The sequence below is a fragment of the Micromonospora eburnea genome (assembly GCF_900090225.1).
GTDB lineage: Bacteria > Actinomycetota > Actinomycetes > Mycobacteriales > Micromonosporaceae > Micromonospora > Micromonospora eburnea.
Genome location: NZ_FMHY01000002.1, coordinates 5214602 through 5240388, shown reverse-complemented (window position 1 = coordinate 5240388; position 25787 = coordinate 5214602). Strand labels below are relative to the sequence as shown.

Here is a 25787-nt window from a genome sequence, read left to right as displayed (position 1 = left end):
GGAGGCCCGGTGGCCTTTCCGTACCCTCTCACCCCACCGCCGACCCCCGAGAAGAAGGGGCTCTACGACCCCGTCTACGAGCACGACGCCTGCGGGGTGGCCTTCGTGGCCGACCTGCACGGCCGCCGCTCGCACGGGGTGGTCGCGCGGGGTCTTGCGGCGCTGCGCCGGTTGGACCACCGGGGCGCCCGGGGCGCGGAGCACAACACCGGCGACGGCGCCGGGATCATGATGCAGGTGCCGGACGCGTTCCTGCGCGCGGTCGCCGGCTTCCCGCTGCCGCCCGCCGGCCAGTACGCCACCGGCCTGGTCTTCCTCCCCGACGACGACGCGGCCGAGGCCCGGGCCCGCCAGGTGGTGGAGAAGTACGCCCTGGTCGAGGGGGCGGCGGTCCTCGGCTGGCGGGACGTTCCCACCGACCCGAGCGGCCTCGGCGAGACCGCCCTGGCGGCGATGCCCCGGGTCCGGCAGCTGTTCCTCGTCGCGCACCGGCTCACCGCGGCGCCCGCCGGCCCGGCCGGCTCCCCACTCACCGGGCTCGACCTCGACCGGGTGGCGTTCTGCGTACGCAAGCAGGCCGAGCGGGAGACCGCCGAACGGGGCGTGCCCGCGTACTTCCCGTCGCTGTCCGCGCGGACCATGGTCTGGAAGGGCATGCTCACCCCCGACCAACTGCCCGCGTTCTATCCCGAGCTGACCGACGAGCGGATGGTCAGCGCGATCGCCCTGGTGCACTCGCGCTTCTCGACCAACACCTTCCCGTCCTGGCCGCTGGCCCACCCGTACCGGTTCATCGCCCACAACGGCGAGATCAACACGATTCGCGGCAACCGGAACTGGATGCAGGCGCGCGAGTCGATGTTGCGTACCGCCGACATTCCCGGCAACCTCCGCCGGGTCTTCCCGGTCTGCACCCCGGACGCCTCCGACTCGGCCAACTTCGACGAGGTCCTCGAACTGCTGCACCTGGCCGGGCGGAGCCTGCCGCACGCGGTGCTCATGATGATCCCCGAAGCGTGGGAGAACGACCCGGGCATGCGCGCCGACAAGGCCGCCTTCTACCGCTTCCACGCCAGCCTGATGGAGCCGTGGGACGGGCCCGCCTCGGTCGCCTTCACCGACGGGGAGATCGTCGGCGCGGTGTTGGACCGCAACGGCCTGCGCCCCGGCCGTTGGTGGCGCACCGCCGACGGGCTGGTGGTGCTGGGCAGCGAGGCGGGTGTGCTCGACCTCAACCCGGCCACCGTGGTCGCCAAGGGCCGCCTCCAACCCGGGAAGATGTTCCTGGTCGACACGGTCGCCGGCCGGATCGTGCACGACGACGAGATCAAGACGGAGCTGGCCGCCGCCCGGCCGTACGGCGAGTGGCTGCACGCCGGCCTGATCGGCCTGGACGAGCTGCCGCCGCGCGAGCACATCGTCTACACCCACGACTCGGTACGCCGCCGGCAGCAGACCTTCGGCTACACCGAGGAGGAGCTGAAGATCCTGCTCGCCCCGATGGCCCGCAGCGGCGCGGAGCCGATCGGCTCGATGGGCACGGACACCCCGATCGCCCCGCTGTCCACCCGGCCGCGGCTGCTCTACGACTACTTCCACCAGCTCTTCGCCCAGGTCACCAACCCGCCGCTGGACGCGATCCGGGAGGAGTTGGTGACCAGCCTGGCGTCGACCATCGGGCCGGAGGGCAACCTGCTCGACCCGGGCCCGGCGAGCTGCCGGCAGATCGTCCTGCCGTACCCGGTGATCGACAACGACGAGCTGGCCAAGATCCTCTCCATCGACGAGGACGGCGACCTGCCCGGTTTCAAGGCGGTCCGGGTCTCCGGGCTCTACCGGCTCCGGGAGGGCGCCAAGGGCATCAAGGCGCGGCTCACCGAGATCTGCCGGCACGTATCCGAGGCGATCGAGGACGGCGTCCGGATCCTGGTGCTCTCCGACCGGGACTCCAACGCCGACCTGGCCCCGATCCCGTCGCTGCTGCTCACCGCGGCGGTTCACCAGCACCTGGTCCGCGAGCAGACCCGTACCCAGGTGGCGCTGATCGTGGAGTCCGGCGACTGCCGCGAGGTGCACCACGCGGCCGTGTTGATCGGCTACGGCGCGGCGGCGGTCAACCCGTACCTGGCCTTCGAGTCGGTGGAGGACATGATCTCCACCGGCGCGTTGGTCGGTGTCGAACCCGGGAAGGCGGTCCGCAACTACGTCAAGGCGCTCGGCAAGGGCGTCCTGAAGATCATGTCGAAGATGGGCATCTCGACGGTCTCGTCGTACTGCGGGGCGCAGGTGTTCGAGGCGGTCGGCCTGGACACCCGCCTGGTCGAGCGGTATTTCCGGGGCACCCCGAGCACGATCGGCGGCGTCGGGCTGGCCGAGATCCACGCCGAGGTGGCCGCCCGGCACGCCCTGGCCTGGCCGGCGCCCGGCGCGCAGCCCACCGACCGGCTGGAGGTCGGCGGCGAGTACCAGTGGCGCCGCGAGGGCGAGCTGCACCTGTTCAACCCGGAGACGGTCTTCCTGCTCCAGCACGCCACCCGCAGCCGCCAGTACGACGTCTTCCGGCAGTACACCGCCAAGGTCGACGAGCTGGCCGCGCGGGCCGGCTCGCTGCGCGGCCTGTTCACCCTGCGCACCGGCGTACGCCCACCGGTGCCGCTGGACGAGGTGGAGCCGGCCAGCGAGATCGTCAAGCGGTTCGCCACCGGCGCCATGTCGTACGGGTCGATCTCGGCGGAGGCGCACGAGACCCTGGCCATCGCGATGAACCGCCTCGGCGGCAAGTCCAACACGGGCGAGGGCGGTGAGGACGTCGAGCGGCTGTACGATCCACGCCGCCGTTCGGCGGTGAAGCAGATCGCCAGTGGCCGGTTCGGCGTGACCAGCGAATACCTGGTCAACGCCGATGACCTCCAGATCAAGATGGCCCAGGGCGCCAAGCCCGGCGAGGGCGGCCAGCTCCCCGGCAACAAGGTCTGGCCGTGGATCGCGCGTACCCGGCACGCCACCCCGGGCGTCGGCCTGATCTCCCCGCCGCCGCACCACGACATCTACTCCATCGAGGACCTGGCCCAGCTCGTACACGACCTCAAGTGCGTCAACCCGGCCGCCCGGGTGCACGTCAAGCTGGTCAGCGAGGTCGGCGTGGGCACGGTGGCGGCGGGCGTCGCCAAGCTCAAGGCGGACGTCATCCTGATCTCCGGCCACGACGGCGGCACCGGCGCGTCCCCGCTCAACTCGCTCAAGCACGCCGGCACCCCGTGGGAGCTGGGCCTGGCCGAGGCGCAGCAGACCCTGCTGCTCAACCGGCTCCGCGACCGGGTCACCGTGCAGGTCGACGGCCAGCTCAAGACCGGCCGGGACGTGCTGATCGCGGCGCTGCTCGGCGCGGAGGAGTTCGGCTTCGCCACCGCCCCGCTGATCGTCGAGGGCTGCGTGATGATGCGGGTCTGCCACCTGGACACCTGCCCGGTCGGCATCGCCACCCAGAATCCGGTGCTGCGCGAGCGCTTCACCGGCCGGCCGGAGTTCGTGGAGAACTTCTTCCTCTTCCTCGCCGAGGAGGTTCGGGGCTATCTGGCCGAGCTGGGCTTCCGCAGCGTCGAGGAGGCGATCGGGCACGCCGAGCTGCTCGACGTCACCGAAGCCATCGACCACTGGAAGGGCCACGGGCTCGACCTGAGCCGGGTGCTGCACCTGCCCGAGCTGCCCGAGGGCGCGGCCCGGCGCGGCGTCCGGGCCCAGGACCACGGCCTGGAGCTGGCCCTGGACAACCAGCTCATCGCCCTGGCCGAGCCGGCGCTGCGGGCCCCGGTTTCCGAGGCGGAGGCGGCCGACGCCGAGACGCCGGAGCCCGTACCGGTCCGGGCCGAGGTGGCGGTCCGCAACGAGCACCGCAGCGTCGGCGCGATGCTCGGCGGCGAGGTGACCCGCCGGTTCGGTGGCGCCGGCCTGCCCACCGACACCATCGAGTTCCTGTTGCGCGGCACCGCCGGCCAGTCGTTCGGCGCGTTCCTGCCGCCCGGGGTCACCCTGCGGCTGTACGGCGACGCCAACGACTATGTCGGCAAGGGCCTCTCCGGCGGACGGGTCATCGTCCGTCCGGACCCGGCCGCGCCCTTCGCGGACGGCGCGGCCCGGCCGGGGGAGCGGGCCGAGGACCAGATCATCGCCGGCAACACCATCCTGTACGGGGCCACCGGTGGCGAGATGTTCCTGCGTGGCCGGGTCGGCGAGCGGTTCGCGGTACGCAACTCCGGCGCGGTGGCCGTCGTCGAGGGTGTCGGCGACCACGGCTGCGAGTACATGACCGGCGGCACGGTGGTGGTGCTCGGGCCGACCGGGCGTAACTTCGCCGCCGGCATGTCCGGTGGCACCGCGTTCGTGCACCGGCTCGACCGGCGGCTGGTCAACGCCGAGCTGGTCGACCTGTCGCCGTTGCGCGACGAGGAGCGGGACCGGCTGCACGACCTCGTGCAGCGGCACTTCGCCGAGACCGACTCGGCGGTCGCCGGGGAGCTGCTGAAGCGCTGGCCGGAGGCGGTGGAGGAGTTCACCGCGGTGGTGCCCCGGGACTACCGCCGGGTGATGGAGATCATGCGGGCCGCCGAAGCCGCCGGCCGTGACGTCGACGACGCGGTGATGAGCGCCCTCGCGGCGCCGTCCAACTCGTCCATGCCGGTACCGCCTGCCCCGCGGGCGGTCGCCCAGGAGGTGGCCAGTGCCTGACCCGAACGGTTTCCTGCGCTACGAGCGGCGGCTGCCGGCCCGCCGACCGGTGCCGGTGCGGATCATGGACTGGCGGGAGGTGTACCCGCCGGCCGGCGAGGAGCTGATCCGCGAGCAGGCCACCCGTTGCATGGACTGCGGCATCCCCTTCTGTCACGACGGCTGTCCGCTCGGCAACCGCATCCCGGACTGGAACGACCTGGTCCGGACCGGCGACTGGGACGCCGCGGTGGGCTCGCTGCACGCCACCAACAACTTCCCCGAGTTCACCGGTCGGCTCTGCCCGGCGCCCTGCGAGGCGGCCTGTGTGCTCGGCCTCGGCGGGCAGCAGCCGGTCACCATCAAGCAGGTCGAGGTGGAGATCGCCGACGCGGCGGTGGCTCGCGGTGGGCTGCGTCCCCGCCCGGCACCGGCCCCGACCGGGAAGTCCGTCGCCGTGGTCGGCTCCGGCCCGGCCGGGCTCGCCGCCGCGCAGCAACTCGCCCGCGCCGGGCACGCCGTCACCGTGTACGAGCGGGACGACGCGCTCGGTGGCCTGCTCCGGTACGGCATCCCCGACTTCAAGCTGGAGAAGCACCACATCGACCGGCGGCTGGCCCAGCTCGCCGCCGAGGGCGTGGTCTTCCGTACCGGGGTGAACGTGGGCGTCGACGTGACCGCCGAGCGGTTGCGCGCCGAGCACGACGCGGTGCTGCTGGCCTGCGGCGCGTTGCAGGGCCGGGACACCCCGGAGACGCCGGGCCGGGCGCTGCGCGGCGTACACCAGGCGATGGCGCACCTGGTGGCCGCCAATCGGGTGGTCGCCGCGGCGGCGGGTGACGGCCGCCCCGCCCCGGCCACCCTGAGCGACGGCACGCCGATCGACGCGGCGGGCAAGCACGTGGTGATCATCGGTGGTGGCGACACCGCCGCCGACTGTCTCGGCGTGGCGCACCGGCAGGGCGCGGCCGGCGTGTACCAGCTCGACCGCTATCCCCAGCCGCCGGTCGACCGGGACGCCGCCAGTGACCCGTGGCCCACCTGGCCGTGGATCCTGCGCAACTACCCGGCCCACGAGGAGGGCGGCGAGCGGGTCTTCGCCGTGGCGGTGCAGGAGTTCGTCGACGACGGCACCGGCCAGGTGCGGGCGGTCCGGATCGCCGAGGTGACCGTGCAGAGGCGGGACGGCCGGCGGATCATCACCGTGCTGCCCGGCTCCGAGCGGGAGCTGCCGGCCGACCTGGTGCTGCTGGCCATCGGCTTCGAGGGCACCGAGGAGCAGCCGCTGCTGGCCCAGTTCGGGGTGACCCGCAACGGCCGGGGTGCGGTCGACGCCCGCCCGGACTGGCAGACCGACGCCGACGGGGTCTTCGTCGCCGGGGACATGCACCGGGGCGCGTCGCTGATCGTCTGGGCGATCGCCGAGGGCCGGGCCGCCGCCGCGGCGATCCACGCGTACCTCGGCGGGGCGGGTGCCCTGCCCGCGCCGGTGGACCCGGGCCGGCAGCCGCTCGCCGCCCGCTGACCCCCCGCGACCACCGCCGCCCTGGTCCGGGCCGATCCGGCCCGGACCAGGGCGGTCCGGTTCCTGCCCGGCGCGGCCCGGATGCCGGACGCACCCCGTGAAACGCCTCACGAACTGCGGCGATGAGGTTTACCCGCGGTCAGACTTGGCGGCTGGCCGGACCCGCGAGGTCCGGCTTTCGTTCTGCCATCACCTGGACGGGAAATCCTCATGGCCCTCGGCGCCACGTTCGCCGCGCTGCGCCACCGCAACTACCGGATCTGGGCCGCCGCCGGCTTCGTGTCGGTCATCGGAACCTGGATGCAGGTCCTCGGCGTCAACTGGTACGTCCTGGCGAAGACCGGATCCGCCACCTCGATGGGGCTCACCATCCTGCTGCAGGCGCTGCCCAGCCTGGTGCTGAGCGTCTGGGGCGGCGCGCTGGCCGACCGGCTGCCCGCCAAGCCGCTGCTGATCGTCGCCCAGGGCGCCCACGCGGCCCTCGCCGCCGGGCTGGCCCTGGTCGCCGTCACCGGCGCCGGCGGCCTGCCGGCGATCTACGCGATCTCCCTGGCCACCGGTGCGGTGTCGGCGATCGAGGGCCCGGTGATGGGGCGCTGGTACTCGACCCTGGTGGACCGGGAGAGCCTCGGCAACGCGCTCGCCCTCGGCTCGCTCACCAACTCCGCCGGCCGCATCCTCGGCATGAGTGTCGGCGCCGTGGTGGTCGCCGTCATCGGCCCCGCGCTGCTCTTCGCGATCAACTCCGCCAGCTTCGTCGCGGTCCTCGCGGCCCTGTTCGCCGTACGCGAGCGGGAGCGGCACACCGGCGGACCGGAGCCGTCGGAGGCCGACGCGGCATCGGCCGACCACAGCATCCGGGCCGGTTTCCGCTACCTGCTACGCCAGCCGGTGGTGCTGGTGGCCCTGGCGCTGTCCTTCGTGCTCGGCAGCCTGGGCCGCAACTACCAGGTCACCATGGCCGCGATGAGCGACGGGCCGCTGCGCGGTGGCGCGTCCGGGTACGGCTTCCTCTCCACCGTCTTCGCGGTCGGCACCGTGCTCGGCGCGCTGGTCGCGGCCCGCCGCCGGGTGCTCGGCTACCGGGTGCTGGTCGGCGCCGGCCTGCTGGCCAGCCTCCTGCAGATCGTCGCCGGACTGGCCCCCGGCACGCTGAGCTTCGCCGCGGTGATCCTGCCCGTCGCGGCGGCGGCCGTGATCATCGACACCACGGTCGGCACCCGCGCCCAGCTCGACACCGACTACGCCATGCGGGGCCGGGTGCTGTCCGCCCTGGCGGTCACCGGGTCGATCTCCGCCGCCGTCGGCGCGCCCCTGCTCGGCTGGCTCGCCGAGCACACCGGCCCCCGGCAGACGCTGGTGCTGGCCGGCGCGGTCACCTCGGTCGCCACCGTCGCGGCCGGGGTGGCCCTCGACCGGCTCCGCGAGCGGCGGCTGCGGGGCCGGCTCACCCGGGTGCTCAACGCGCCCGCCGTGCGCCGCCCGGTACGCCGCTTCGCGGCCACCGCCGCCCGCGTGGTCCGCCCGGCGGCCACCACCGGCGCCGCCCACCCGGCGGTAGCCGAGGGCCCCGGCCCGGTCCTCGCGTCCCGCCTGGCGCGACCGCGTCCGCCCGGTACGCGCTTCGCCGGCCTACGCCCCCGGCCCGGCCGCCTCGCGGCCGCCCCGCCCGCCCGCCCCGCCTGGGAGGGCGCGCCACCGGCCCAGCAAGGCCACGCTCGACCTGGGAAGTAGTGGCCCGCCACGCCGGGGGATGCCACTGCTTCCACGATCGAGCGCGATCTCCGGAGTGCGGGCGCCCGCCGCGTACTGTGCCGGGGCGGCGTGGGTCCGTTAGGGTTCCGTTGATCGCAAACCGGTGTCGGAGGGCGGACGGTGGGCAGGCTCGCGACCGTGTACGGGCAGGCGGTCGCCTGCCATCGGCAGGCCGTACGCCGGTGGCAGGCGGTGCGGCGCGCGCTCGCCGCCGCCGGACCGGTGGCCCCCGGTAGCCCCGAGCTGGTCGCCCGGCTGGCCCGGCTCGGCGTCGAGCTGGCCGCGCCCGGCCCGGCCCGGCCCGTCACCACGCCCGTCCCGGTGCGTCTCGGCGAGGCGACCACCCTGGACGGCGGCTTCCCGGTGCTGGTGCCGCTGGCCGGTGGCAACCATCTGGCGGTCGATACCGACGCCCGCGACCCCCGGGTCGGCGAGCTGCTGCGGGCGGTGGTGGTACGGCTGCTCGCCGCGGCACCGGCCGGCACGGTGCGGGTCGCCGGCCTCGACCCAACCGCGTTCGGCGCCGCGTTCCTGCCGCTGCGCCCGCTGCATGACGCCGGCGTGCTCGCCCCGGCCGCCACCACCGCCGCCGAGATCACCGCGCTGCTCGACGACGCGGAACGGCACGCCCGGACCGCTCAGCAGGCGGCCCGCGACGACCAGGAGCTGCTGCTGCTCGTCGCCGCGTCCGCCCCGCCGCCCCGGGAGCTGGCCCGGCTCGCCGCGCTCACCCACGCCGGTCCCGCCGCGGCGGTCTGCGTCCTGTTCGCCGGCTACCCGGCCGCCGGCCCGGGCGACCCGTCACCGCCGCTCGGCGCCACCACCCACCTCCGGCTGAACGACCGGTACGCGCTGGTCGGTGATCCGCCCGGGCAGCCGTTCAGCGTCGACGGCACCGGTCTGGCCGCCCCGGTCGTGCTCGACGGCGACCCGTCGCACGCCACCGTTTCCGGACTGGCCCGGCAGCTCGGCGCGGCCACCCGGCGGGCCGCCGCGATCACCTTCACCGACCTGCTCCCGGCACGGCGCTGGGCCGAGTCGTCCGGAGACGGGTTACGGACCGTGCTGGGCCGGGCGTCCGGAGCCGTCGGGCGGGAGCCGGTCACCGTCGCCTTCGACGACGCCACCCCGCACTGGCTGGTCGGCGGGCGGACCGGCGCCGGCAAGACGGTGTTCCTGCTCGACGTGCTCTACGGGCTGGCCGCCCGCTACTCGCCGGCCGAACTCCAGCTCTATCTGCTCGACTTCAAGGAGGGGGTCAGCTTCACCGAGTTCGTCCCCACCGAGCGCGACCCGTCCTGGCTGCCACATGCCCGCGCGGTCGGCATCGAGTCCGACCGGGAGTACGGCGTCGCCGTGCTGCGCGAGCTGCGCGCCGAGCTGACCCGCCGGGCCGGCCTGCTCAAGCGGCACGGCGTCACCAAGCTCGCCGACCTGCCGCCGAACGCCCGGCCGCCCCGGATCGTCACCGTGGTCGACGAGTTCCACGTCCTCTTCGCCGGCAACGACGCCCTCGCCCGGCAGGCCGTCGACCTGCTGGAGGAACTGGCCCGCAAGGGCCGCTCGTACGGTCTGCACCTGGTGCTGGCCAGTCAGAGCACCACCGGGATCGAGGCCCTCTACGGCCGGGCCGAGACCATCTTCGGCCAGTTCCCGCTGCGGATCGCGCTGCCCGGCGGGGGCGGCGTGCTCGACCCGGTCAACGACGCCGCGAGGGCGCTGGCGGTGGGGACGGCCGTGGTCAACCCCGCCGGCGGCGCGGCCGGCGCGAACACCGAAGTCCGCTTCCCGGACGCGCACGGCGCCCGCGCCGAGCTGGCCGCGCTGCGGCACGAGCTGTTCCAGGCCCGGCCGGCGGGCTCGCCGCCCCCCGTCGTCTTCCGGGGATACGAGACGCCTCGGCTGGCCGACGACCCCGGCTGGGCCGGGTTGCGACCCGGCGCCGATGCGCCGCTCGCCCTGCTCGGTCGGACCGTCGACGTGACCGGCAGCAGCGCGGCGATCCGCCTCGACCCCGTACCCGGCCGGCACCTGGCGGTGGTCGGCACCGCCGCGGCCGGGGCGGACGTGCTGCGCTCGGCCGCCCTCAGCCTGGCCCGGCAGCACGCCCGTGGCACGGTGCGCTTCCTGCTCGCCCCGCTGGCGTCGGGCACCACCGGCCTCGCCGACGACCTGGCGATGACCCTGGCCGCGGCCGGGCACCCGGTGCGCCGGCTCGATGTCCCGGCCCTGCGCGCCCAGCTCGCCGAGCTGGCCGCCGACCCCGCCTCGACCGACGGCCGGACCTATCTCGTGGTGTTCGGGGTGGACGCCGCCTCGGGCGCGCTCGCCGCCACCGACCCGGACACCTTCCGTTCGGGCCACGACGACCTGCGGGTCGTGCTGCGCGAGGGGCCGGCACACGGGGTGCACCTGCTCGGCTGGTGGCGTGGCCTACGCCGGCTCGGCGAGGACCTCGGCGGTACGCAGAACCGCGACGACGTGGCCTGCCTGGTCGCGTTGAACGTGCCCGGCGCCGACCTCGGCCTGCACCTCGGCGTGCACGACCTCACCTACACCCCGCGCGACGGGCGGGCCCTGCTGGTGGACCGGCACGACCAGCGGACCGACCTGATCGTGCCCTTCGTCGGCGACGGAGACGAGTGGTGACCGGATTCGAGGAGTACGCGGCCCTGGTGCGGGAGCTGTCCGTCCGCCAGCGCGGCGGGGAGCGGGCCGTTGCCGCCGAGGCGGAACGCCGCCGCGGCCTGCACGCCGCCGCCGACCAGCTCGGCCAGCGGCTCACCGCCCAGGGGCAGCGCCTCGATCAGCTCGGCCGGGCCATCGGCGCCGCCGGTCCGTTGGCGGTCCCGGAGGGTACGCCGGCCGTGGCCGCCCTGGCGTCCCCGAGCGCCGTGCCGCCGTCCGGAGCCGGGGCGGGGGCGACCGGCGGCGCAGCCGCCGCGCCGGGGCGGCCGGAGGTCGGGGCGTATCCGGAAGGGACGGTGCCCGCGCCGCGAACGCCGGAGCCGGACCCGGTGGCGGAGCTGGCCGCGGCCCGACAGCTCGCCGACGAGGCCGACCGGTACGGGCAGCAGGCCGAGTCGATCGCGCACCGGCCCACGCTGCTGCCCACCTGGTCGGCGGCGGCCCGGGCCGTCGCGGTCTACGCGGCCTGCGCGCTGGCCGGTTCGGTGCTGATGGCCGCTGCGGCGCTGTCTCCGGCGAGCCAGGCGGTCGGCCTCGGCCTGGTGCTCGCGGTGAGCTGCACCGGGATTCCGCTGTTGTCGTTCCTCGCCGGTCACCTGATCCTGGGCCGCTGGGGCCGGCCGGTGATGGACGCGGGCCCGCCGTCGTCGCGGTACGTCCCGCTCGGCTTCGTCATCTGCGCGCTGCTGTCCCCGTCGCTCTACTGTGCCGTCCTGGTGGCCGCCCGCCTCGCCTGAACCGGTTCCGTCCCCAAGGGGTCCCGCCTGCTTCCCGGGAGCGGCCGGACTGCCGGTGATCGCATGCTCGCGGGGGTGCGCGCGGTCTCGTAGGCTCCTCTGTGCCCGTGGTGGCGCGGGCCGAGTGAGGCGGGCGACGTCGGGGAGGGCATGTGAGCGAGCCGACCATCGGGTTCAGTAGTGAGGCGGTGGCGTGAGCGCGGCGCAGATCATCGCCCGGCTGGCGGCGGCGGCGCAGAAGCTGGACGAGGCGAAGGCCAAGTCGGCCGCCGCGGCGCAGGACGCCGCCGAGGCGCGGGCGCTGGTGGCGGGCGCGCTGGAGGGTGCGGCGGCCGGACCGTTGATCGGCGTGATCGACGCCTACCGGCAGGCGTTGGCCCAGGCCGCCCAGGGCGGCGCGCCCGCCAGGCAACACGTCCAGGAGACGATCGCCAGGGTCCAGGCGTTGGGAAACTGAGCACCGACGAGCGACATCGCTGAATCCGGCGGCCGCGACGGCGGCGTACCGGCCGCGATCCGCGGGCGGTCCGTGGCCCACCTTCGCCCGGAATGCCGGAACGTGCCTCCACTGCGACTTCTTGTTACTAAAGCGTAACTTTCAATTGACGGCCGTACATTGCAAGCCCCATCATCGTTCCCACGATCGATCGGATCCCCCGCCCGTGCCTCCCGGCTTCCCGGGTGCCTCCCCACCGGAGGTGCAGCCATGCTGCTCCGAAAGATCATCACCCTGACCGCCGTCGTCGCCGCCCTGCTCGTCCCCGCCACCGCCGCCCAGGCCGCCACCCCGACCGGGGCCACCGCCGCCACGCCGACCGATTCCGTCGCCGCCGAACGCGCCATCGCGGCGGCGGCCTCGGCCAACCCGGTCATCGTCGTCGGCGGGTTGATCGGCATCTCCATCGCCTACGAGCCGATCGCCGCCCGGCTGCGGGCCGACGGCTACCGGGTGTGGATCTACCAACTCCCCGGGCTCGGCGTCGGCGACATCCGCGACTCCGCCCGCGCCCTGTCGTCCTACGTGGACCAGGTGCGCGCCGCCACCGGCGCGACCAAGGTGGACCTGGTCACCCACTCCGAGGGCGGCCTGGTCTCCCGCTGGTACGTCAAGTTCCTGGGCGGCGCCGACCGGGTGGCCCACTACGTCAGCCTGGGTACCCCGCAGCAGGGCACCTACGTCGCCAACATCATGAACTTCGTCGGGCTGGGCAGTTGCGCCGGCGTCGTCGCCTGCCAGCAGATGTCGATCGGCTCGGACTTCCTCGCCGCCCTCAACGACGGCGACGAGACCCCCGGCGCGGTCCGCTGGACCACCGTGCGCACCTGGCAGGACGAACTGGTCCGGCCGGTCGACAACGCGGTGCTCGCCGACGGCGCCACCAACGTGCTGGTCCAGGGGTGGTGCCCGCTGCGGGTCGTCGGCCACCTCGGCCTCGTCCTCGACGGTACGACGTACACCGTCGTCCGGCAGGCGCTCGCCGACGCGGCCGTCCGGCCCGACTGCTTCGCCCTCTGATCCGGGCGCGCCGGCGGGCGGCCCCGCGGCGACGCCCGGTCACGTCCGCGCGGTGGACGACGCTGCCGCGGAGGTCCCCGTGCCGCCCGTCGGTCAGTCCCGGGTGCCGTGGCCGAGAATCAGGTCGGCGGCCCGCCAGGCCAGCGCGGTCACCGGCGCGCTGATCCAGCCGGCGACCATCAGCGGCAGCACCGACGCGTCGACCACGCGGAGTCCGGCCACTCCGCGTACCCGCAGCCGCGGGTCGACGACGTGCTCGTCGTCCGGGCCCATGGCGCAGGTGCCGATGGCGTGGTAGCCGCAGTAGCCGTGCGCCAGGGCCGCCTCGACGATCTCCTCGTCGGTCCGCGTCGCCGGTCCGGGCAGCACCTCGGCCGCGAGCCGGTCGGCGATCGGCGCGGTGGCGAAGAGTTCCCGCATCCGCCGGAAGGTGTCCACCGCGACGGTGCGGTCGTGCGGGGAGTCGAGATAGTTCGCCACGATCGCGGGCGGGGTGCGCGGGTCCGGCCCGCTGATGGCGAGGGTTCCCTCGCTGTCCGGGCGGGTCACCGTGCCCAGGCACATCAGGCCCGGCTCCCGTTCCAGCTCCAACGCCCGCCCGGGCCGGGGCGGCGCCGCCGAGAACGGGGCCATCAGCAGGTGGGCGTCCGGGCGGTCCAGGTCGGGGCGGGACTTGATGTGGGCCGCCACGTCGAGCACGGGCAGGGCGAGCGGGCCGCGCCGGGTGAACAGGTAGCGGAGCGCGGCGCGGGCCTGCCCGAGCGGGCCGGCGAGCTGCGCGTTGTAGCCGCCCGGCCCGGCCAGCCGGTACTGCAGGGCCATCGAGCGGTGTTCCCGCAGGCCGGCGCCCACCCGGGGCCGGTCGAGCAGCACCTCCACCCCGGCGGAACGCAGCGTGTCGGCCGGCCCGATGCCGGAGACCTGCAGCAGTTGCGGGGTGGCGAGGGCGCCCGCGGCGAGGATCACCTCGGCGGAGGCCAGGTGGTCGACCGGCCGCCCCCGGTGCTCGGCGCGTACCCCGACCGCGCGGCCGTCGCGGATCAGCACCCGCAGCACGACGGTGTCGACCGCGACGGTCAGGTTCGGCCGGTCGCGTACCGGATGCAGGAAGGCGTGGGCGGCGCTGACCCGGCTCCCGTCGCGGATGGTGGCCATGGCGTAGCCGATCCGCTCGTCGTCGTCGGCGTTGAGGTCGTCGACCCGGCGCCAGCCCAGCTTCGCCCCGGCCTCGATCATCTCCTCGCAGAGTTCGTCGGTGCCGGTGGTGGTGGAGAGCCGCAGCGGGCCGCCGACGCCTCGGACCTCCGAGGCGCCCAGCGGGTTGTCCTCCAGCCGTTTGAAGATCGGCAGCATGGTCGACCAGCCCCAGCCAGGGTTGCCGAGGCGTTCCAGCGCGTCGTAGTCCGGCTGGGCGCCCCGGCTGTAGATCATGCCGTTGATCGAGGTCGAGCCGCCGATCATCCGCCCGCGCTGCCACGTCTCGTCCCGCCCCGGCCCGGTCGTCGCCGGATAGTGCCAGGCGGTACGCCGGTCGTCCATCAGGTAGGAGAAGCCCTTGGGTATGCGGACGAAGGGGCTGCGGTCCCAGCCGCCCGCCTCGACCAGCAGCACCCGGGTGCCCGGGTCCTCGCTGAGCCGGTTGGCCAGCACGCACCCGGCCGCGCCCGCACCGACGATGACGTAGTCGAATTCGTCCACCTCGGACCCCACTGTCCCATGCGCGAAAATCCCTCACACGTTAGCGAATCGATCATGTAACGGAAAGTGTCGAGGGTGACGTTCCGTCTGGCAGTTCGTGCCGATGTCGGCGTGCACGGGCGGCGGGTACGACAGGACGAAGGGCGCGGCCGGGCGGCAACCCGGCGCCGGCGCGGGCAGTTGGGGCGAGCGACCGCGACGGCGGTCCGCGCCGTGCGAGGCTGAGTCGGGGCGTACGTCTGGAGGTGCGACATGGCCGGAATGCCGCAGGTCGACTTCGCGCTCGACACGTACGAGTGCATCGTGCTCTACCCGGGGCCGTCGGGCCGGGCCCTGCCGGAGGAGACGGTGCAGCGGTTGCAGGCCGAGCACACCCAGCACATGCGGGCGCTGCAACGCCGCGGCGTCATCCTGGTCGCCGGCTCGGTGGACGGCCCGGCCCGGCAGCCGGACCCGCCGATCGGCTTCGGCCTGGCCCGCACCGGCTCGGTCGACGACGTACGCGGCGTCATGGAGGCCGACCCGGCGGTGCAGGCCGGGCTCTACCGGGTGGACGTGCTGACCTTCCTCTGCCCGGCCGGCTCGCTGGAGTTCCCGCTGGCCAAGACGCAGAGCTGACGGCGGCGCGACCCGGCCCGGGAGACCGGCCGCCGGTGGTGGCGGTGGCGGGGCCGCCCGCGCCCACCGGGTGACCAGCGGCGCGTTGAGCGCGTCGGCGTCGGCGCACCTTCAGCCGGATCCAGTTCCGCTCCCGGCCGGGTGTCCGTCGCCCCCTGCCGGCGGTGGGCCGGCCCGCGCCGGATGACGGCGGTCGATCGCTGGTCGGTGCGGCATCGAGCCGTGCTCGCGGGCGGGTCGGGAGCGCTCCGTCGGAGGATGACGGCGGGCGGTACGATTTCCGCCGCGCGGTCGCCGATGCCCGCCACACACACGACGCCCCCGGGTGCCATCGGGCACCCGCCCGCAAGGCGGGAATCTCGCGTCGTTGGACAAATGTTCCGCATTCCGAAAGGGGCCGGCCGGCAGGTCGACCCGGAGGAGAGACTAGCCTGATGGGCGTGACACGCCGCGCGAAGATCGTCTGCACACTCGGCCCCGCCACCTCGTCCCCGGAGCGCATCCGGGGCCTGGTCGAGGCCGGCATGAACGTGGCGAGGCTCAACTTCAGCCACGGCAGTCACTCGGACCACGAGGCGGTGTGCCGGCTCGTCCGGGAGGCGGCCGAGGCGGCCGGGCAGCCCGTGGCGGTGCTCGCCGACCTCCAGGGCCCGAAGATCCGGCTCGGCCGGTTCGCCGACGGCCCGCACGAGTGGCGCACCGGCGACTCCGTCGTGATCACCGGGGACGACATCCTCGGCACCAAGGAGCGGGTCTCCTGCACCTACCGCAAGCTGCCGCAGGAGGTGAAGCCGGGCGACCGGCTGCTGATCGACGACGGCCGGGTCGCGGTCGAGGTCAGCGACGTCACCGGCAACGACATCCGGTGCCTGGTCACCGAGGGCGGCCCGGTCTCCAACAACAAGGGCGTCTCGCTGCCGAACGTGGCGGTCAGCGTCCCGGCCCTGTCGGAGAAGGACGCCGAGGACCTGCGCTTCGCGCTCGGCCTGGGCGTGGACATGGTCGCGCTCTCCTTCGTCCGCTCGCCGGACGACATCAAGCTGGTGCACGCGATCATGGCCGAGGAGGACGTGTTCCGCCCGGTGCTGGCCAAGGTCGAGAAGCCCGAGGCGGTCGACCACCTGGAGGCGATCGTGCTCGCCTTCGACGGCGTCATGGTCGCCCGCGGCGACCTCGGCGTGGAGCTGCCGCTGGACCAGGTGCCGCTGGTGCAGAAGCGCGCGGTGCAGCTCTGCCGGGAGAACGCCAAGCCGGTCATCGTCGCCACCCAGATGCTCGACTCCATGATCGAGAATTCGCGGCCGACCCGCGCCGAGGCCTCCGACGTGGCCAACGCGGTGCTCGACGGCGCGGACGCGGTGATGCTCTCCGGTGAGACCAGCGTCGGCAAGTACCCGGTGCTCACCGTCAGCACGATGGCCAAGATCGTCCAGACCACCGAGTCCGGCTCGATCTCCGTGCCCCGACTCCAGCACGACCCGCGTACGCACGGTGGCGCGCTCACCGTCGCCGCCTCCTCGATCGCCCGGGCCATCGGCGCCAAGGCGATGGTCGCCTTCTCGCAGACCGGTGACACCGTCAAGCGGCTCGCCCGGCTGCACTGCGACCTGCCGCTGCTGGCGTTCACCCCGGTGCCGGAGGTGCGTAACCAGCTCGCCCTATCCTGGGGCGTCGAGACGTTCCTGATGCCCTTCGTCGAGCACACCGACGACATGTTCCGCCAGGTCGACCAGGCGTTGCTCGGCCTCAACCGGGCCAACCCCGGCGACTACGTGGTGATCGTGGCGGGCAGCCCGCCCGGCACCCCCGGTTCCACCAACACGCTGCGCGTGCACCAGCTCGGCTCGCTGGTCGACCTCGCCTCGGCGCGGGCGTTGCAGTGACCGAGCTGGCCGGGGCGACCGGGCAGGCCGCGGTCGACCAGCTCCTCGCGGTGCTGGACCTGGACCACACGGGCGAGATGACCTTCCGGGGGATGAGCCCGCCGGTCGGCCCACAGCGGGTGTACGGCGGCCAGGTCGCCGGCCAGGCCCTGGTCGCCGCCGGGCGCACCGTCGACCCGGAGCGCTTCGTGCACTCCCTGCACGGCTACTTCGTCCGCCCCGGCGACCCGGCCGAGCCGATCGAGTACCAGGTGGAGAACGTCCGGGACGGCCGGTCCTTCTCGGTACGCCGGTCCGTCGCGCTCCAACACGACAAGCCGATCTTCTTCATGTCGGCGTCGTTCCAGCGGCACGAGGAGGGGCTGGACCACCAGGCGCCAGCCCCCCTCGACGTGCCCGGCCCGGACGGGGTCCCGACGATGACCGACCGGCTCTCCCGCTACCCGGAGCGGCTCGGCATCTGGGGCCAGATCCCCCGCCCGATCGACGTCCGCTACGTGGGCGAGCCCGGCTGGGTACGCCCCGGCGACCGGCCCGCCGAGCCGCACCAGCGGGTCTGGATGCGGATCGACGGCAAGCTGCCCGACGACCCGCTGCTGCACGCCTGCGCTTTGACGTACGCCTCGGACCTGACCCTGCTCGACTCGGTGCTCTCGGTGCACGGCGAGGTCTGGGGGCCCGGGGGAGTGGTGGGCGCGAGCCTGGACCACGCGCTCTGGTTCCACCGGTCCTTCCGTGCCGACGAGTGGTTCCTCTACGACTGCTGGAGCCCGTCCGCCTCCGGTGCCCGTGGCCTGGCCACCGGCCGGATGTTCACCACCGACGGCCGGCACATCGCCAGCGCCGTCCAGGAGGGGCTGCTGCGTCGGGTCGGCGACTGACCGGCGGGCCGTGACCGTTCGGCGGAGGGCCGGAAGATCGGCCGGCTGACCAGCGGACTAACCTAGCCGGCATGCGTCTCTCCGCCCGGGTCGATTACGCCCTTCGCGCTGCCGCCGAACTGGCGGCGGTGGACGCCAGCAGGGCGGCCGGTGGTGCGGCGACCGGGCGGAGCCGGCCGGTGACCGCCGAGCAGATCGCCCGCGCCCAGGAGATCCCGCCGAAGTTCCTGGAGAGCATCCTGCTCCAGCTGCGCCGGGGCGGCGTCGTGCACGCCCAGCGCGGCCCCGAGGGCGGCTACTGGCTGGCCCGGCCCGCCTCGGAGATCTCTTTGGCCGAGGTGATCCGGGTGATCGACGGCCCGTTGGCGCACGTGCGTGGCCAGCGCCCGGAGCAGCTCGGCTACCAGGGGGCGGCCCGGGCGTTGCAGGAGGTCTGGATCGCCCTGCGGGCCAGCGAACGGGAGATCCTCGAACTGGTCACCATCGCCGACGTGGCCAGCGGCAGGCTGCCCGGCCGGGTCAACGAGCTCGCCGCCGACCCGGCCGCCTGGACCTGACCGCCCTCCTACCGCCGGCTCGCCGGCCCGCCCGCAGGGCTTCCGGCGACTCGCCCCTGCCGGCCCGCCCGCCGGCTTTCCGCTGACTCGCTGGCCGCCGGCCTGCCGGCACCCGCCAGGGTGCCGGGCGCAACCGTCAGGGTCCCCGCGGTGCGTACATGATCACGGCAACACCCAGCGGGCCCGCCCGCCGATTCGCGGCCCGGTGCGCGGCGCGCTGGGCCATCAGCGCACTGATCGCGGCGCGGCCGATTCGCGCGCCGTCCGGCGCGTCCCACCAATCGGGTTGAGGGCTTGACCGGAACGCCTCCGTGCCGCAATGTCGACCAAGTCGATAGGAGATGCCGAAAAGTCGGAGGACGCTCGTGCGCAAGCTGCTGATCCTCGCTCTGGTCGGGCTCGCCGCGCAGCTGATCGACGGCGCGCTCGGCATGGCGTACGGGCTCACCTCCTCCACCCTGCTGCTCTTCGCCGGGGTCGCGCCGGCCACCGCGTCCGCCTCGGTGCACCTGGCGGAGATCGGCACCACCCTCGCGGCGGGGGTGTCGCACTGGCGGTTCGGCAACGTCGACTGGCGGGTGGTCGCCCGGATCGCGGTGCCCGGCGCGATCGGCGCGTTCGCCGGCGCCACCTTCCTCAGCTCCATCTCCACCGAGGCCGCCGCACCGTGGATGGCCGCCATCCTGTTCGCCCTGGGCGCGTACCTGCTGGTCCGCTTCTCCCGGCCGCTGCGCCCCAACCGGGCCGCCGGCCGCCTGCGGGGCCGCTTCCTCGCCCCGCTCGGGCTGTTCGCCGGCTTCGTCGACGCCACTGGCGGTGGGGGTTGGGGCCCGGTCGCCACCCCGGCGCTGCTGGTCTCCGGCCGGATGGCACCGCGCAAGGTCATCGGCTCGGTCGACACGGCCGAGTTCCTGGTGGCCGGGGCGGCCAGCGCCGGTTTCCTCATCGGCCTCGGCTCCGAGGGCTTTCTGCTCTCCACCGTGGCCGCCCTGCTGATCGGCGGCCTGATCGCCGCACCGATCGCCGCCTGGCTGGTCCGCGTCGTCCCGGCCCAACTGCTCGGCGCGGTCATCGGCGGGGTGATCGTGCTGACCAACGCCCGCACGCTGCTGCGCGCCGGCGAGCTGGGCGGGCCGGTCCCGCCCCTGGTCTACGCGCTGCTCGGCGCGGGCTGGCTGGCCGCGCTGGCGCTGGCGGCGCGGGCGCTGTACCGGGCCCGCCGAGCCCGGTCCGTCGCCGCAGCGGCACTCGCCGCGCCGTCCGCGATCGCGACGGCCGCAACCGGCATGCCCGATGGCGCGTCGACGGGAGGGGCCGACGCCGCGACGCCGGAGGCGCCCCGGCCTCTCACCGCCGCCGTCGAGGGCTGACCCCGGCACCCCGCCGCCGTGCGCAACCGCTGCCGGATCGAACGATCAGGGCCCTAGCTGGGCCGGGGCGGCACCAGGATCAGTGATCCACTGCATGTGCCGCAAGTGGTGGTCTCCGGCTCCACAGAGACCACCACTTGCCGCACACCGAGTCGATCAAGTTCCTGGCGGGGCACGGCGCGGGACGGTCAGTCGCTCAGGAGGGCGTCGGCCTCGGTGGAGAGCAGATGCCATGCCTCGTCGACGTGGTGCTCGGTGGTCAGCGGCGACCCGACCGCCAGGCGCAGCGCGTAGCGGCCCTCGATGCGGGTGTGGGTCAGCAGCACCCGTCCGGTGGTGTTGACCCGACGCAGCAGCTCGGCGCTCGCCTCGTCGCCGGCCCGCAGGCGGAAGCAGACCAGCGAGAACGGATGCGGCGCGGCCAGCTCGAACCGATCGTCGGCGGCGACCCGCGCGGCGAAGCGGTCGGCGAGCGCCACCCCCGAGCGGATGTGCGCCCGCAGTCCCTCGACGCCGTACCAGCGCAGCACGAACCAGAGCTTGAGCGCCCGGAACCGGCGGCCCAGCGGCACCTGCCAGTCCCGGTAGTCGATCACCACACCGGACTCGGTCGCCGCGTTGCGCAGATACTCGGGCATCACCGTCAACGCCTCGATCAGTTCGCCCCGGTCGGCCACCCAGAACGCGTCACAGTCGAAGCCGGTGAGCAGCCACTTGTGCGGGTCGAAGCAGTACGAGTCGGCGTACTCGACCCCGGCGTGCGACCAGCGCAGCTCCGGGCAGACCGCCGCGGAACCCGCGTACGCGGCGTCGACGTGCAGCCATACGCCGTGCTCCGCGCAGATCTCGCCGATCTCCGCCACCGGATCGACCGCGGTGGTGGACGTGGTGCCGATGGTGGCCACCACGATCGCCGGCACCACGCCGGCCGCCAGGTCCGCCTCGATCGCCGCCCGCAGCGCCGCCGGACGCATCGCCTGCGTCGCCGGGTCCACCTCGATCGCCCGTACCCCGTCGGCGCCCAACCCGGCCATCCGGGCCGCCTTCTCGATGGAGGAATGCCCCTGCGTGGAGGCGTACGCCCGGTAGCGCCGGTCGACGCCGTCGGTACGCCAGCGGCCCTTGCTGGCCCGGTGCAGCGCGCCCAGCGTGGCGACCAGCGCCGCCGACGAGGCCGAATCCTGGATCACCCCGCCGCCGGGGCCGGTCGAGCGGAACCGCTTCGGCAGGTCGAGCAGGTCGGCGAGCCAGTCCAACATGACCGTCTCCAGCTCGGTGCAGGCCGGGCCGGTCGCCCACAGCATCCCCTGCACGCCGAGGCCGGAGCTGACCAGGTCGCCCAGCACGCTCGGGCCGGAGGTGTTGGCCGGGAAGTACCCGAAGAAGCCCGGGTGCTGCCAGTGGGTCAGCCGAGGGGCGACGATCCGGTCCAGGTCGGCCAGCACGGCCTCGACCGGCTCACCCTGCTCCGTCGGCCCGGCGGGCAGCGCGGCGGCCACCGCGCCGGGCGGATCCTGCGAGGTCACCGGCCGTTGTCCGACCGTCTCCCAGTAGTCGGCGATCCAGTCCACCACGGCGTGCCCGGCGCGGCGGAACTCCTCCGGGTCCATGTGCTCAGCCATGCCCTGAAGTCGATCAGGTGGGCCTGGTCGCGGCAAGGGGAGGCGGTGGTGGTTGTGCGCGCCGAAAGTGCCGTCCTACGATGCCGGTGCGCGGAGCCAAATCATGGACGTCGATCAGTGTCGTCCACCGTCACCGTCAGCGCGGCGTACCTCCAGCCGGCCCGGGCAGGCCGGCGCCCCCGCCGCGTGCCTGACCTGCGCGAAAGGCAGCTTCCGTGCATTCCACCCCACCGCGCCGCCGCACCGCGTTGCTCGCCGCGGCCTCGACGGCCACCCTCCTCGCCGGCATCCTCACCACGGTGACCGCCGCCGCGGCCACCGCCGCCTGCCGGGTCGACTACCGGGTCACCAACCAGTGGGGCGGCGGCTTCGGCGCCGACGTCACCGTCACCAACCTCGGCGACCCGGTCAACGGCTGGACGCTCACCTGGGCCTGGACCGCCGGCCAGCAGGTGACCCAGGCGTGGAACGCCACCGTCACCCAGTCCGGCACCCAGGTCACCGCCCGTGACGCCGGCTACAACGCGGCGATCGGCACCGGCGGCACCGCCGCCTTCGGCTTCAACGCCTCGTGGAACGACACCAGCAACCCGGCCCCGGCCAGTTTCGCGCTCAACGGCACCACCTGCACCGGCCCCACCCCGCCCACCAGCGCGCCGCCGAGCAGCACCGCACCCCCGACCACCACCCCGCCCACCACCCCACCGCCCGGCGGCGCCAAACAGCTGGAGAAGCTGGACCGGGGCCTGATCAGCGTCCGCTCCGGCAGCGGCAACCTGGTCTCCTGGCGACTGCTCGGCACCGAGACCGCCGGGGTGGCGTTCAACCTCTACCGGGGCACCACCAGGGTCAACACCACCCCGATCACCGGCGCCACCAGCTACCTCGACAGCGGCGCGGCGGCCGGCTCGGCGTACACGGTGCGGGCCGTGGTGAACGGCGCGGAGCAGGCGGCATCCGCCCCCGCGCTGCAGTTCCCCAACGGCTACCTCGACGTGCCGATCCAGCCACCGCCCGGCGGCACCACCCCGACCGGGGAGGCGTACACCTACTCGGCCAACGACGCCAGCGTCGGCGACCTCGACGGCGACGGCCGGTACGAGTTCGTGCTCAAGTGGGACCCGTCGAACAGCAAGGACAACTCCCAGTCCGGCTACACCGGCAACGTGTACGTCGACGCGTACACCCTGACCGGCACCCGGCTTTGGCGCATCGACCTCGGCCGCAACATCCGGGCCGGCGCCCACTACACCCAGTTCCAGGTCTACGACTACGACGGCGACGGCCGCGCCGAGGTGGCCATGAAGACCGCCGACGGCACCCGCTCCGGCACCGGCCAGGTGATCGGCTCGTCCTCGGCCGACCACCGCAACTCCAGCGGCTACGTGCTCGCCGGCCCCGAGTACCTGACCATGTTCGACGGTCGCACCGGCGCCGCGCTCTCCACCGTGGACTACGACCCGCCGCGCGGCACCGTCTCCTCCTGGGGCGACTCCTACGGCAACCGGGTCGACCGGTTCCTCGCCGCCACCGCCTACCTCGACGGGGAACGCCCCTCGCTGATCATGGCGCGCGGCTACTACACCCGCGCGGTGATCGCCGCCTGGGACTTCCGCACCGGCACCCTCACCAAGCGCTGGACCTTCGACTCCAACGCCAGCGGCAACGGCGCCGCCGCCGGCCAGGGCAACCACAACCTCTCCGTCGCCGACGTGGACGGCGACGGCCGCCAGGAGATCGTGTACGGCGCCGCCACCATCGACGACAACGGCCGGCTGCTCTGGTCCACCGGCAACGGGCACGGCGACGCCCTGCACGTCGGCGACCTCGACCCGTCCCGGCCGGGGCTTGAGATGTTCAAGGTCGACGAGGACGGCACCAAGCCCAGCTCGTACTTCGCCGACGCCCGCACCGGCCAGGTGCTCTGGCAGACCGCACCGAACGGCGACAACGGCCGGGGCGTCTCCGACGACGTCTGGGCCGGCAGCCCTGGCGCCGAGTCCTGGTCCGCCGCCGCCGACGGCCTGCTCAACACCAGAGGGCAGAACATCGGCCGCAAACCGTCCTCACAGAACTTCCTCGTCTGGTGGGACGGCGACCCGGTCCGCGAACTGCTCGACGCCACGAAGATCGACAAGTACGGCACCGGCGGCGACACCCGGCTGCTCACCGGCAGCGGCGTGGCCGCCAACAACGGCACCAAGTCCACCCCGGCGCTCTCCGGCGACATCCTCGGCGACTGGCGCGAAGAGGTGGTCTGGCGCACCAGCGACAGCACCGCGCTGCGCATCTACAGCACACCGACCCCGACCAACCTGCGCATCCACACCCTGATGCACGACCCGCAGTACCGGGTCTCGATCGCCTGGCAGAACACCGCCTACAACCAGCCACCGCACACCGGGTTCTTCCTCGGCGACGGCATGGCCACCCCGCCCACACCGAACATCTACCTGCGCTGAACCCCTAGCCGGTGGCGAAAGCACCGGGCCGCCGACCGCGGAATCCGCGACGGCGGCCCGGTGCACCACACCGCGGCACCCCCGACCCGTCCCGACCGGGAGTGCCGTACCACCACCGGAACCAAAACTAGAGGCGCCGCGCGACGGTGGGGTGACGTGCCTATGAAGAGCGTGTTTCAGCGGTTTCGGTGCAGGCCGCCGGCCACCCGCTCGGCGATCAGCTCGAACGACCGGATCCGGTCGGCCACGTCGTACACCATCGTGGTCAGCATCAGCTCGTCCGCGCCGGTACGCGCCAACAGCGCGCCGAGCTGCCGGGCCACCGTCTCTGGCGAGCCCGTCGCCTGGCCCTCCCGGCGCTGCGCCACGAACTCCCGCTCCAGTTCGGTGTACGGGTAGGCCGCCGCCTCCTCCGGCGTGACCAGCGGCTCCGGCCGCCCCGAGCGCAGCTTCAGGAAGGACAACCCGGCCGGGCCGGCCAGCCACTCCGCCCGCTCGTCGGTCTCCGCGCAGACCGCGTTGACCGCGACCATCGCGTACGGCCGCTCCAGCCACTGCGACGGCCGGAAACTCTGCCGGTAGAGCTGCAACGCGGGCAGCGTGTTCTGCGCGCTGAAGTGGTGCGCGAACGAGAACGGCAGCCCGAGCAGCCCGGCGAGCTGGGCGCTGAAACCGCTCGACCCGAGCAACCAGACCACCGGCGACTGGCCCCGACCCGGGGTGGCGGTGATCGGGCCCGGCTCCGCCCCGCTGAAGTAGTTCATCAGGTCGGCCAGCTCACGGGGGAAGTTCTCGGCCGACAGCCCCTCCATGCTCCGGCGCAGCGCCAGCGCGGTCACCTGGTCGGTGCCCGGCGCCCGGCCGATGCCCAGGTCGATGCGGCCCGGGTGCAGCGCCTCCAGCGTGCCGAACTGCTCGGCCACCACCAGCGGCGCGTGGTTGGGCAGCATCACCCCGCCCGAGCCGAGCCGGATCGTCGCGGTGTGCGCCGCGAGGTGGGCGAGCAGCACCGCCGGCGCGGAACTCGCGATCGCCGGCATGTTGTGGTGCTCGGCCACCCAGAACCGGTGGTAGCCCAGCTCCTCGGTGCGTCGGGCCAGCTCGGTGGTGTGCCGCAGGGCCTCACCGGCGCTGGCGGTGGCGGCGACCGGAGCAAGATCAAGAACAGAGAGCGGTACGTCGATCACGAACCTGACCAACCCGCCGCGCGGCGAAATTGTTCCTCCGTACGGGCCTCAGCCCATGCCGCGCGCCTGCTCGAAGATCAGACTGGTCTGGGTGTGCTGCACCGCCGGATCCACCGCCAGATGGTCCAGGACGAAGTCCCGCAGCGCATCCCCCGACGCCGCCCGCACGTGCAGCACGTAGTCCTCCGCGCCGGCCACGTGGAACACCGACACCACCCCCGGCAGCCGCACCGACCGGGCCCGGAACGCGTCCACCGCCGCCCGCTCGTGCGCGGTCAGGCGTACCGACACCAGCGCCTGCAACGGCAACCCCACCGCCGCCGGGTCCACCTCGGCGTGGAACCCGCGGATCGCCCCGCTCTCGCGCAACGCCCGGGTACGCGCCAGACAGGTGGACGGCGCCACCCCGACCCGCTCGGCCAGCGCGTTGTTCGGCAGCCGGCCGTCGGCCGCCAACTCGGTCAGGATCGCGCGGTCGACGTCGTCCAAGGCCGCGAACGGCCGTACATCATTCGGTGCGACAGGCATGCGAGCATCATTCTCCGAATCTGGCGATAACAGAAGAGCTGTCGACAGAATCTCCT

17 protein-coding genes are annotated in these 25787 nt (G+C 73.9%); 13 read left to right on the top strand and 4 right to left on the bottom strand.

Going from position 1 to position 25787, the window contains the following annotated elements; all coding sequences use genetic code 11:
* The first annotated feature begins 9 nt into the window (after positions 1-9).
* The 7 genes from gltB (at position 10) to GA0070604_RS22490 (ending at position 12925) form a co-directional block, all read left to right on the top strand.
* A complete protein-coding gene (gltB, locus tag GA0070604_RS22520; RefSeq protein ID WP_091122034.1) occupies positions 10-4725 on the top strand; it encodes a glutamate synthase large subunit in 4716 nt (1571 codons plus the stop codon).
* Positions 4718-6229, top strand: a complete 1512-nt coding sequence (locus GA0070604_RS22515; protein ID WP_091122030.1) for a glutamate synthase subunit beta — start codon at positions 4718-4720, stop codon at positions 6227-6229. The genes gltB and GA0070604_RS22515 overlap by 8 nt, the downstream gene beginning before the upstream one ends.
* A gap of 210 nt (positions 6230-6439) precedes the next feature.
* Positions 6440-7963 (top strand): MFS transporter, encoded by a 1524-nt coding sequence (locus GA0070604_RS22510; RefSeq protein WP_091122027.1) that lies wholly within the window; start codon positions 6440-6442, stop codon positions 7961-7963.
* Positions 7964-8104: 141 nt separating this feature from the next.
* Complete coding sequence (locus GA0070604_RS22505) at positions 8105-10633, top strand: FtsK/SpoIIIE domain-containing protein (RefSeq protein WP_091122023.1); 2529 nt, start codon at positions 8105-8107, stop codon at positions 10631-10633.
* A complete protein-coding gene (locus GA0070604_RS22500; RefSeq protein WP_091127336.1) occupies positions 10630-11409 on the top strand; it encodes a hypothetical protein in 780 nt (259 codons plus the stop codon). The genes GA0070604_RS22505 and GA0070604_RS22500 overlap by 4 nt, the downstream gene beginning before the upstream one ends.
* 193 nt (positions 11410-11602) lie before the next feature.
* The gene (locus GA0070604_RS22495) at positions 11603-11866 is read left to right on the top strand and encodes a DUF6244 family protein (RefSeq protein WP_091122020.1); all 264 of its coding nucleotides are present in this window, start codon (positions 11603-11605) and stop codon (positions 11864-11866) included.
* 249 nt (positions 11867-12115) lie between these two features.
* On the top strand, positions 12116-12925 hold the full coding sequence (locus tag GA0070604_RS22490) for a lipase family alpha/beta hydrolase (protein WP_091122016.1): 810 nt from the start codon (positions 12116-12118) through the stop codon (positions 12923-12925).
* A 93-nt stretch (positions 12926-13018) separates the two neighbouring features.
* Here the strand turns inward: GA0070604_RS22490 and GA0070604_RS22485 are convergent, their stop codons facing one another.
* Positions 13019-14623 (bottom strand): GMC family oxidoreductase, encoded by a 1605-nt coding sequence (locus tag GA0070604_RS22485; protein ID WP_091127335.1) that lies wholly within the window; start codon positions 14621-14623, stop codon positions 13019-13021.
* 252 nt (positions 14624-14875) lie between these two features.
* On the opposite strand from GA0070604_RS22485, the gene GA0070604_RS22480 reads away from it, so the two are divergent.
* The 5 genes from GA0070604_RS22480 to GA0070604_RS22460 all read left to right on the top strand — a co-directional run bounded on the left by GA0070604_RS22480 (position 14876) and on the right by GA0070604_RS22460 (position 19932).
* On the top strand, positions 14876-15241 hold the full coding sequence (locus GA0070604_RS22480) for a YciI family protein (protein ID WP_091122013.1): 366 nt from the start codon (positions 14876-14878) through the stop codon (positions 15239-15241).
* 434 nt (positions 15242-15675) lie between these two features.
* Complete coding sequence (gene pyk, locus GA0070604_RS22475) at positions 15676-17124, top strand: pyruvate kinase (RefSeq protein WP_091122010.1); 1449 nt, start codon at positions 15676-15678, stop codon at positions 17122-17124.
* Positions 17121-18005, top strand: a complete 885-nt coding sequence (locus GA0070604_RS22470) for an acyl-CoA thioesterase (RefSeq protein ID WP_091122007.1) — start codon at positions 17121-17123, stop codon at positions 18003-18005. The genes pyk and GA0070604_RS22470 overlap by 4 nt, the downstream gene beginning before the upstream one ends.
* 71 nt (positions 18006-18076) lie before the next feature.
* Positions 18077-18562 carry an RrF2 family transcriptional regulator gene (locus tag GA0070604_RS22465; RefSeq protein ID WP_091122004.1) on the top strand — a complete coding sequence of 162 codons (486 nt, stop codon included), beginning with the start codon at positions 18077-18079 and terminating at the stop codon, positions 18560-18562.
* Positions 18563-18927: 365 nt separating this feature from the next.
* On the top strand, positions 18928-19932 hold the full coding sequence (locus GA0070604_RS22460; protein ID WP_091122001.1) for a sulfite exporter TauE/SafE family protein: 1005 nt from the start codon (positions 18928-18930) through the stop codon (positions 19930-19932).
* Positions 19933-20120: 188 nt separating this feature from the next.
* Here GA0070604_RS22460 and GA0070604_RS22455 read toward each other — a convergent pair whose 3' ends face one another.
* Entirely contained in the window at positions 20121-21554 is a 1434-nt protein-coding gene (locus GA0070604_RS22455; RefSeq protein WP_244162048.1) for a pyridoxal-dependent decarboxylase, read from the bottom strand.
* Positions 21555-21769: 215 nt separating this feature from the next.
* Here GA0070604_RS22455 and GA0070604_RS22450 point away from each other — a divergent pair, with 215 nt between their 5' ends.
* Positions 21770-24016 carry a rhamnogalacturonan lyase family protein gene (locus tag GA0070604_RS22450; RefSeq protein WP_091121993.1) on the top strand — a complete coding sequence of 749 codons (2247 nt, stop codon included), beginning with the start codon at positions 21770-21772 and terminating at the stop codon, positions 24014-24016.
* A gap of 176 nt (positions 24017-24192) precedes the next feature.
* Here GA0070604_RS22450 and GA0070604_RS22445 read toward each other — a convergent pair whose 3' ends face one another.
* Together GA0070604_RS22445 and GA0070604_RS22440 are read right to left on the bottom strand one after the other, a co-directional pair.
* Positions 24193-25203 (bottom strand): LLM class flavin-dependent oxidoreductase, encoded by a 1011-nt coding sequence (locus tag GA0070604_RS22445; RefSeq protein ID WP_244162047.1) that lies wholly within the window; start codon positions 25201-25203, stop codon positions 24193-24195.
* A gap of 48 nt (positions 25204-25251) precedes the next feature.
* Positions 25252-25731: an Lrp/AsnC family transcriptional regulator gene (locus GA0070604_RS22440; protein ID WP_091121986.1), complete on the bottom strand. Its 480-nt coding sequence runs from the start codon at positions 25729-25731 to the stop codon at positions 25252-25254.
* Between the last annotated feature and the right edge of the window lie 56 nt (positions 25732-25787).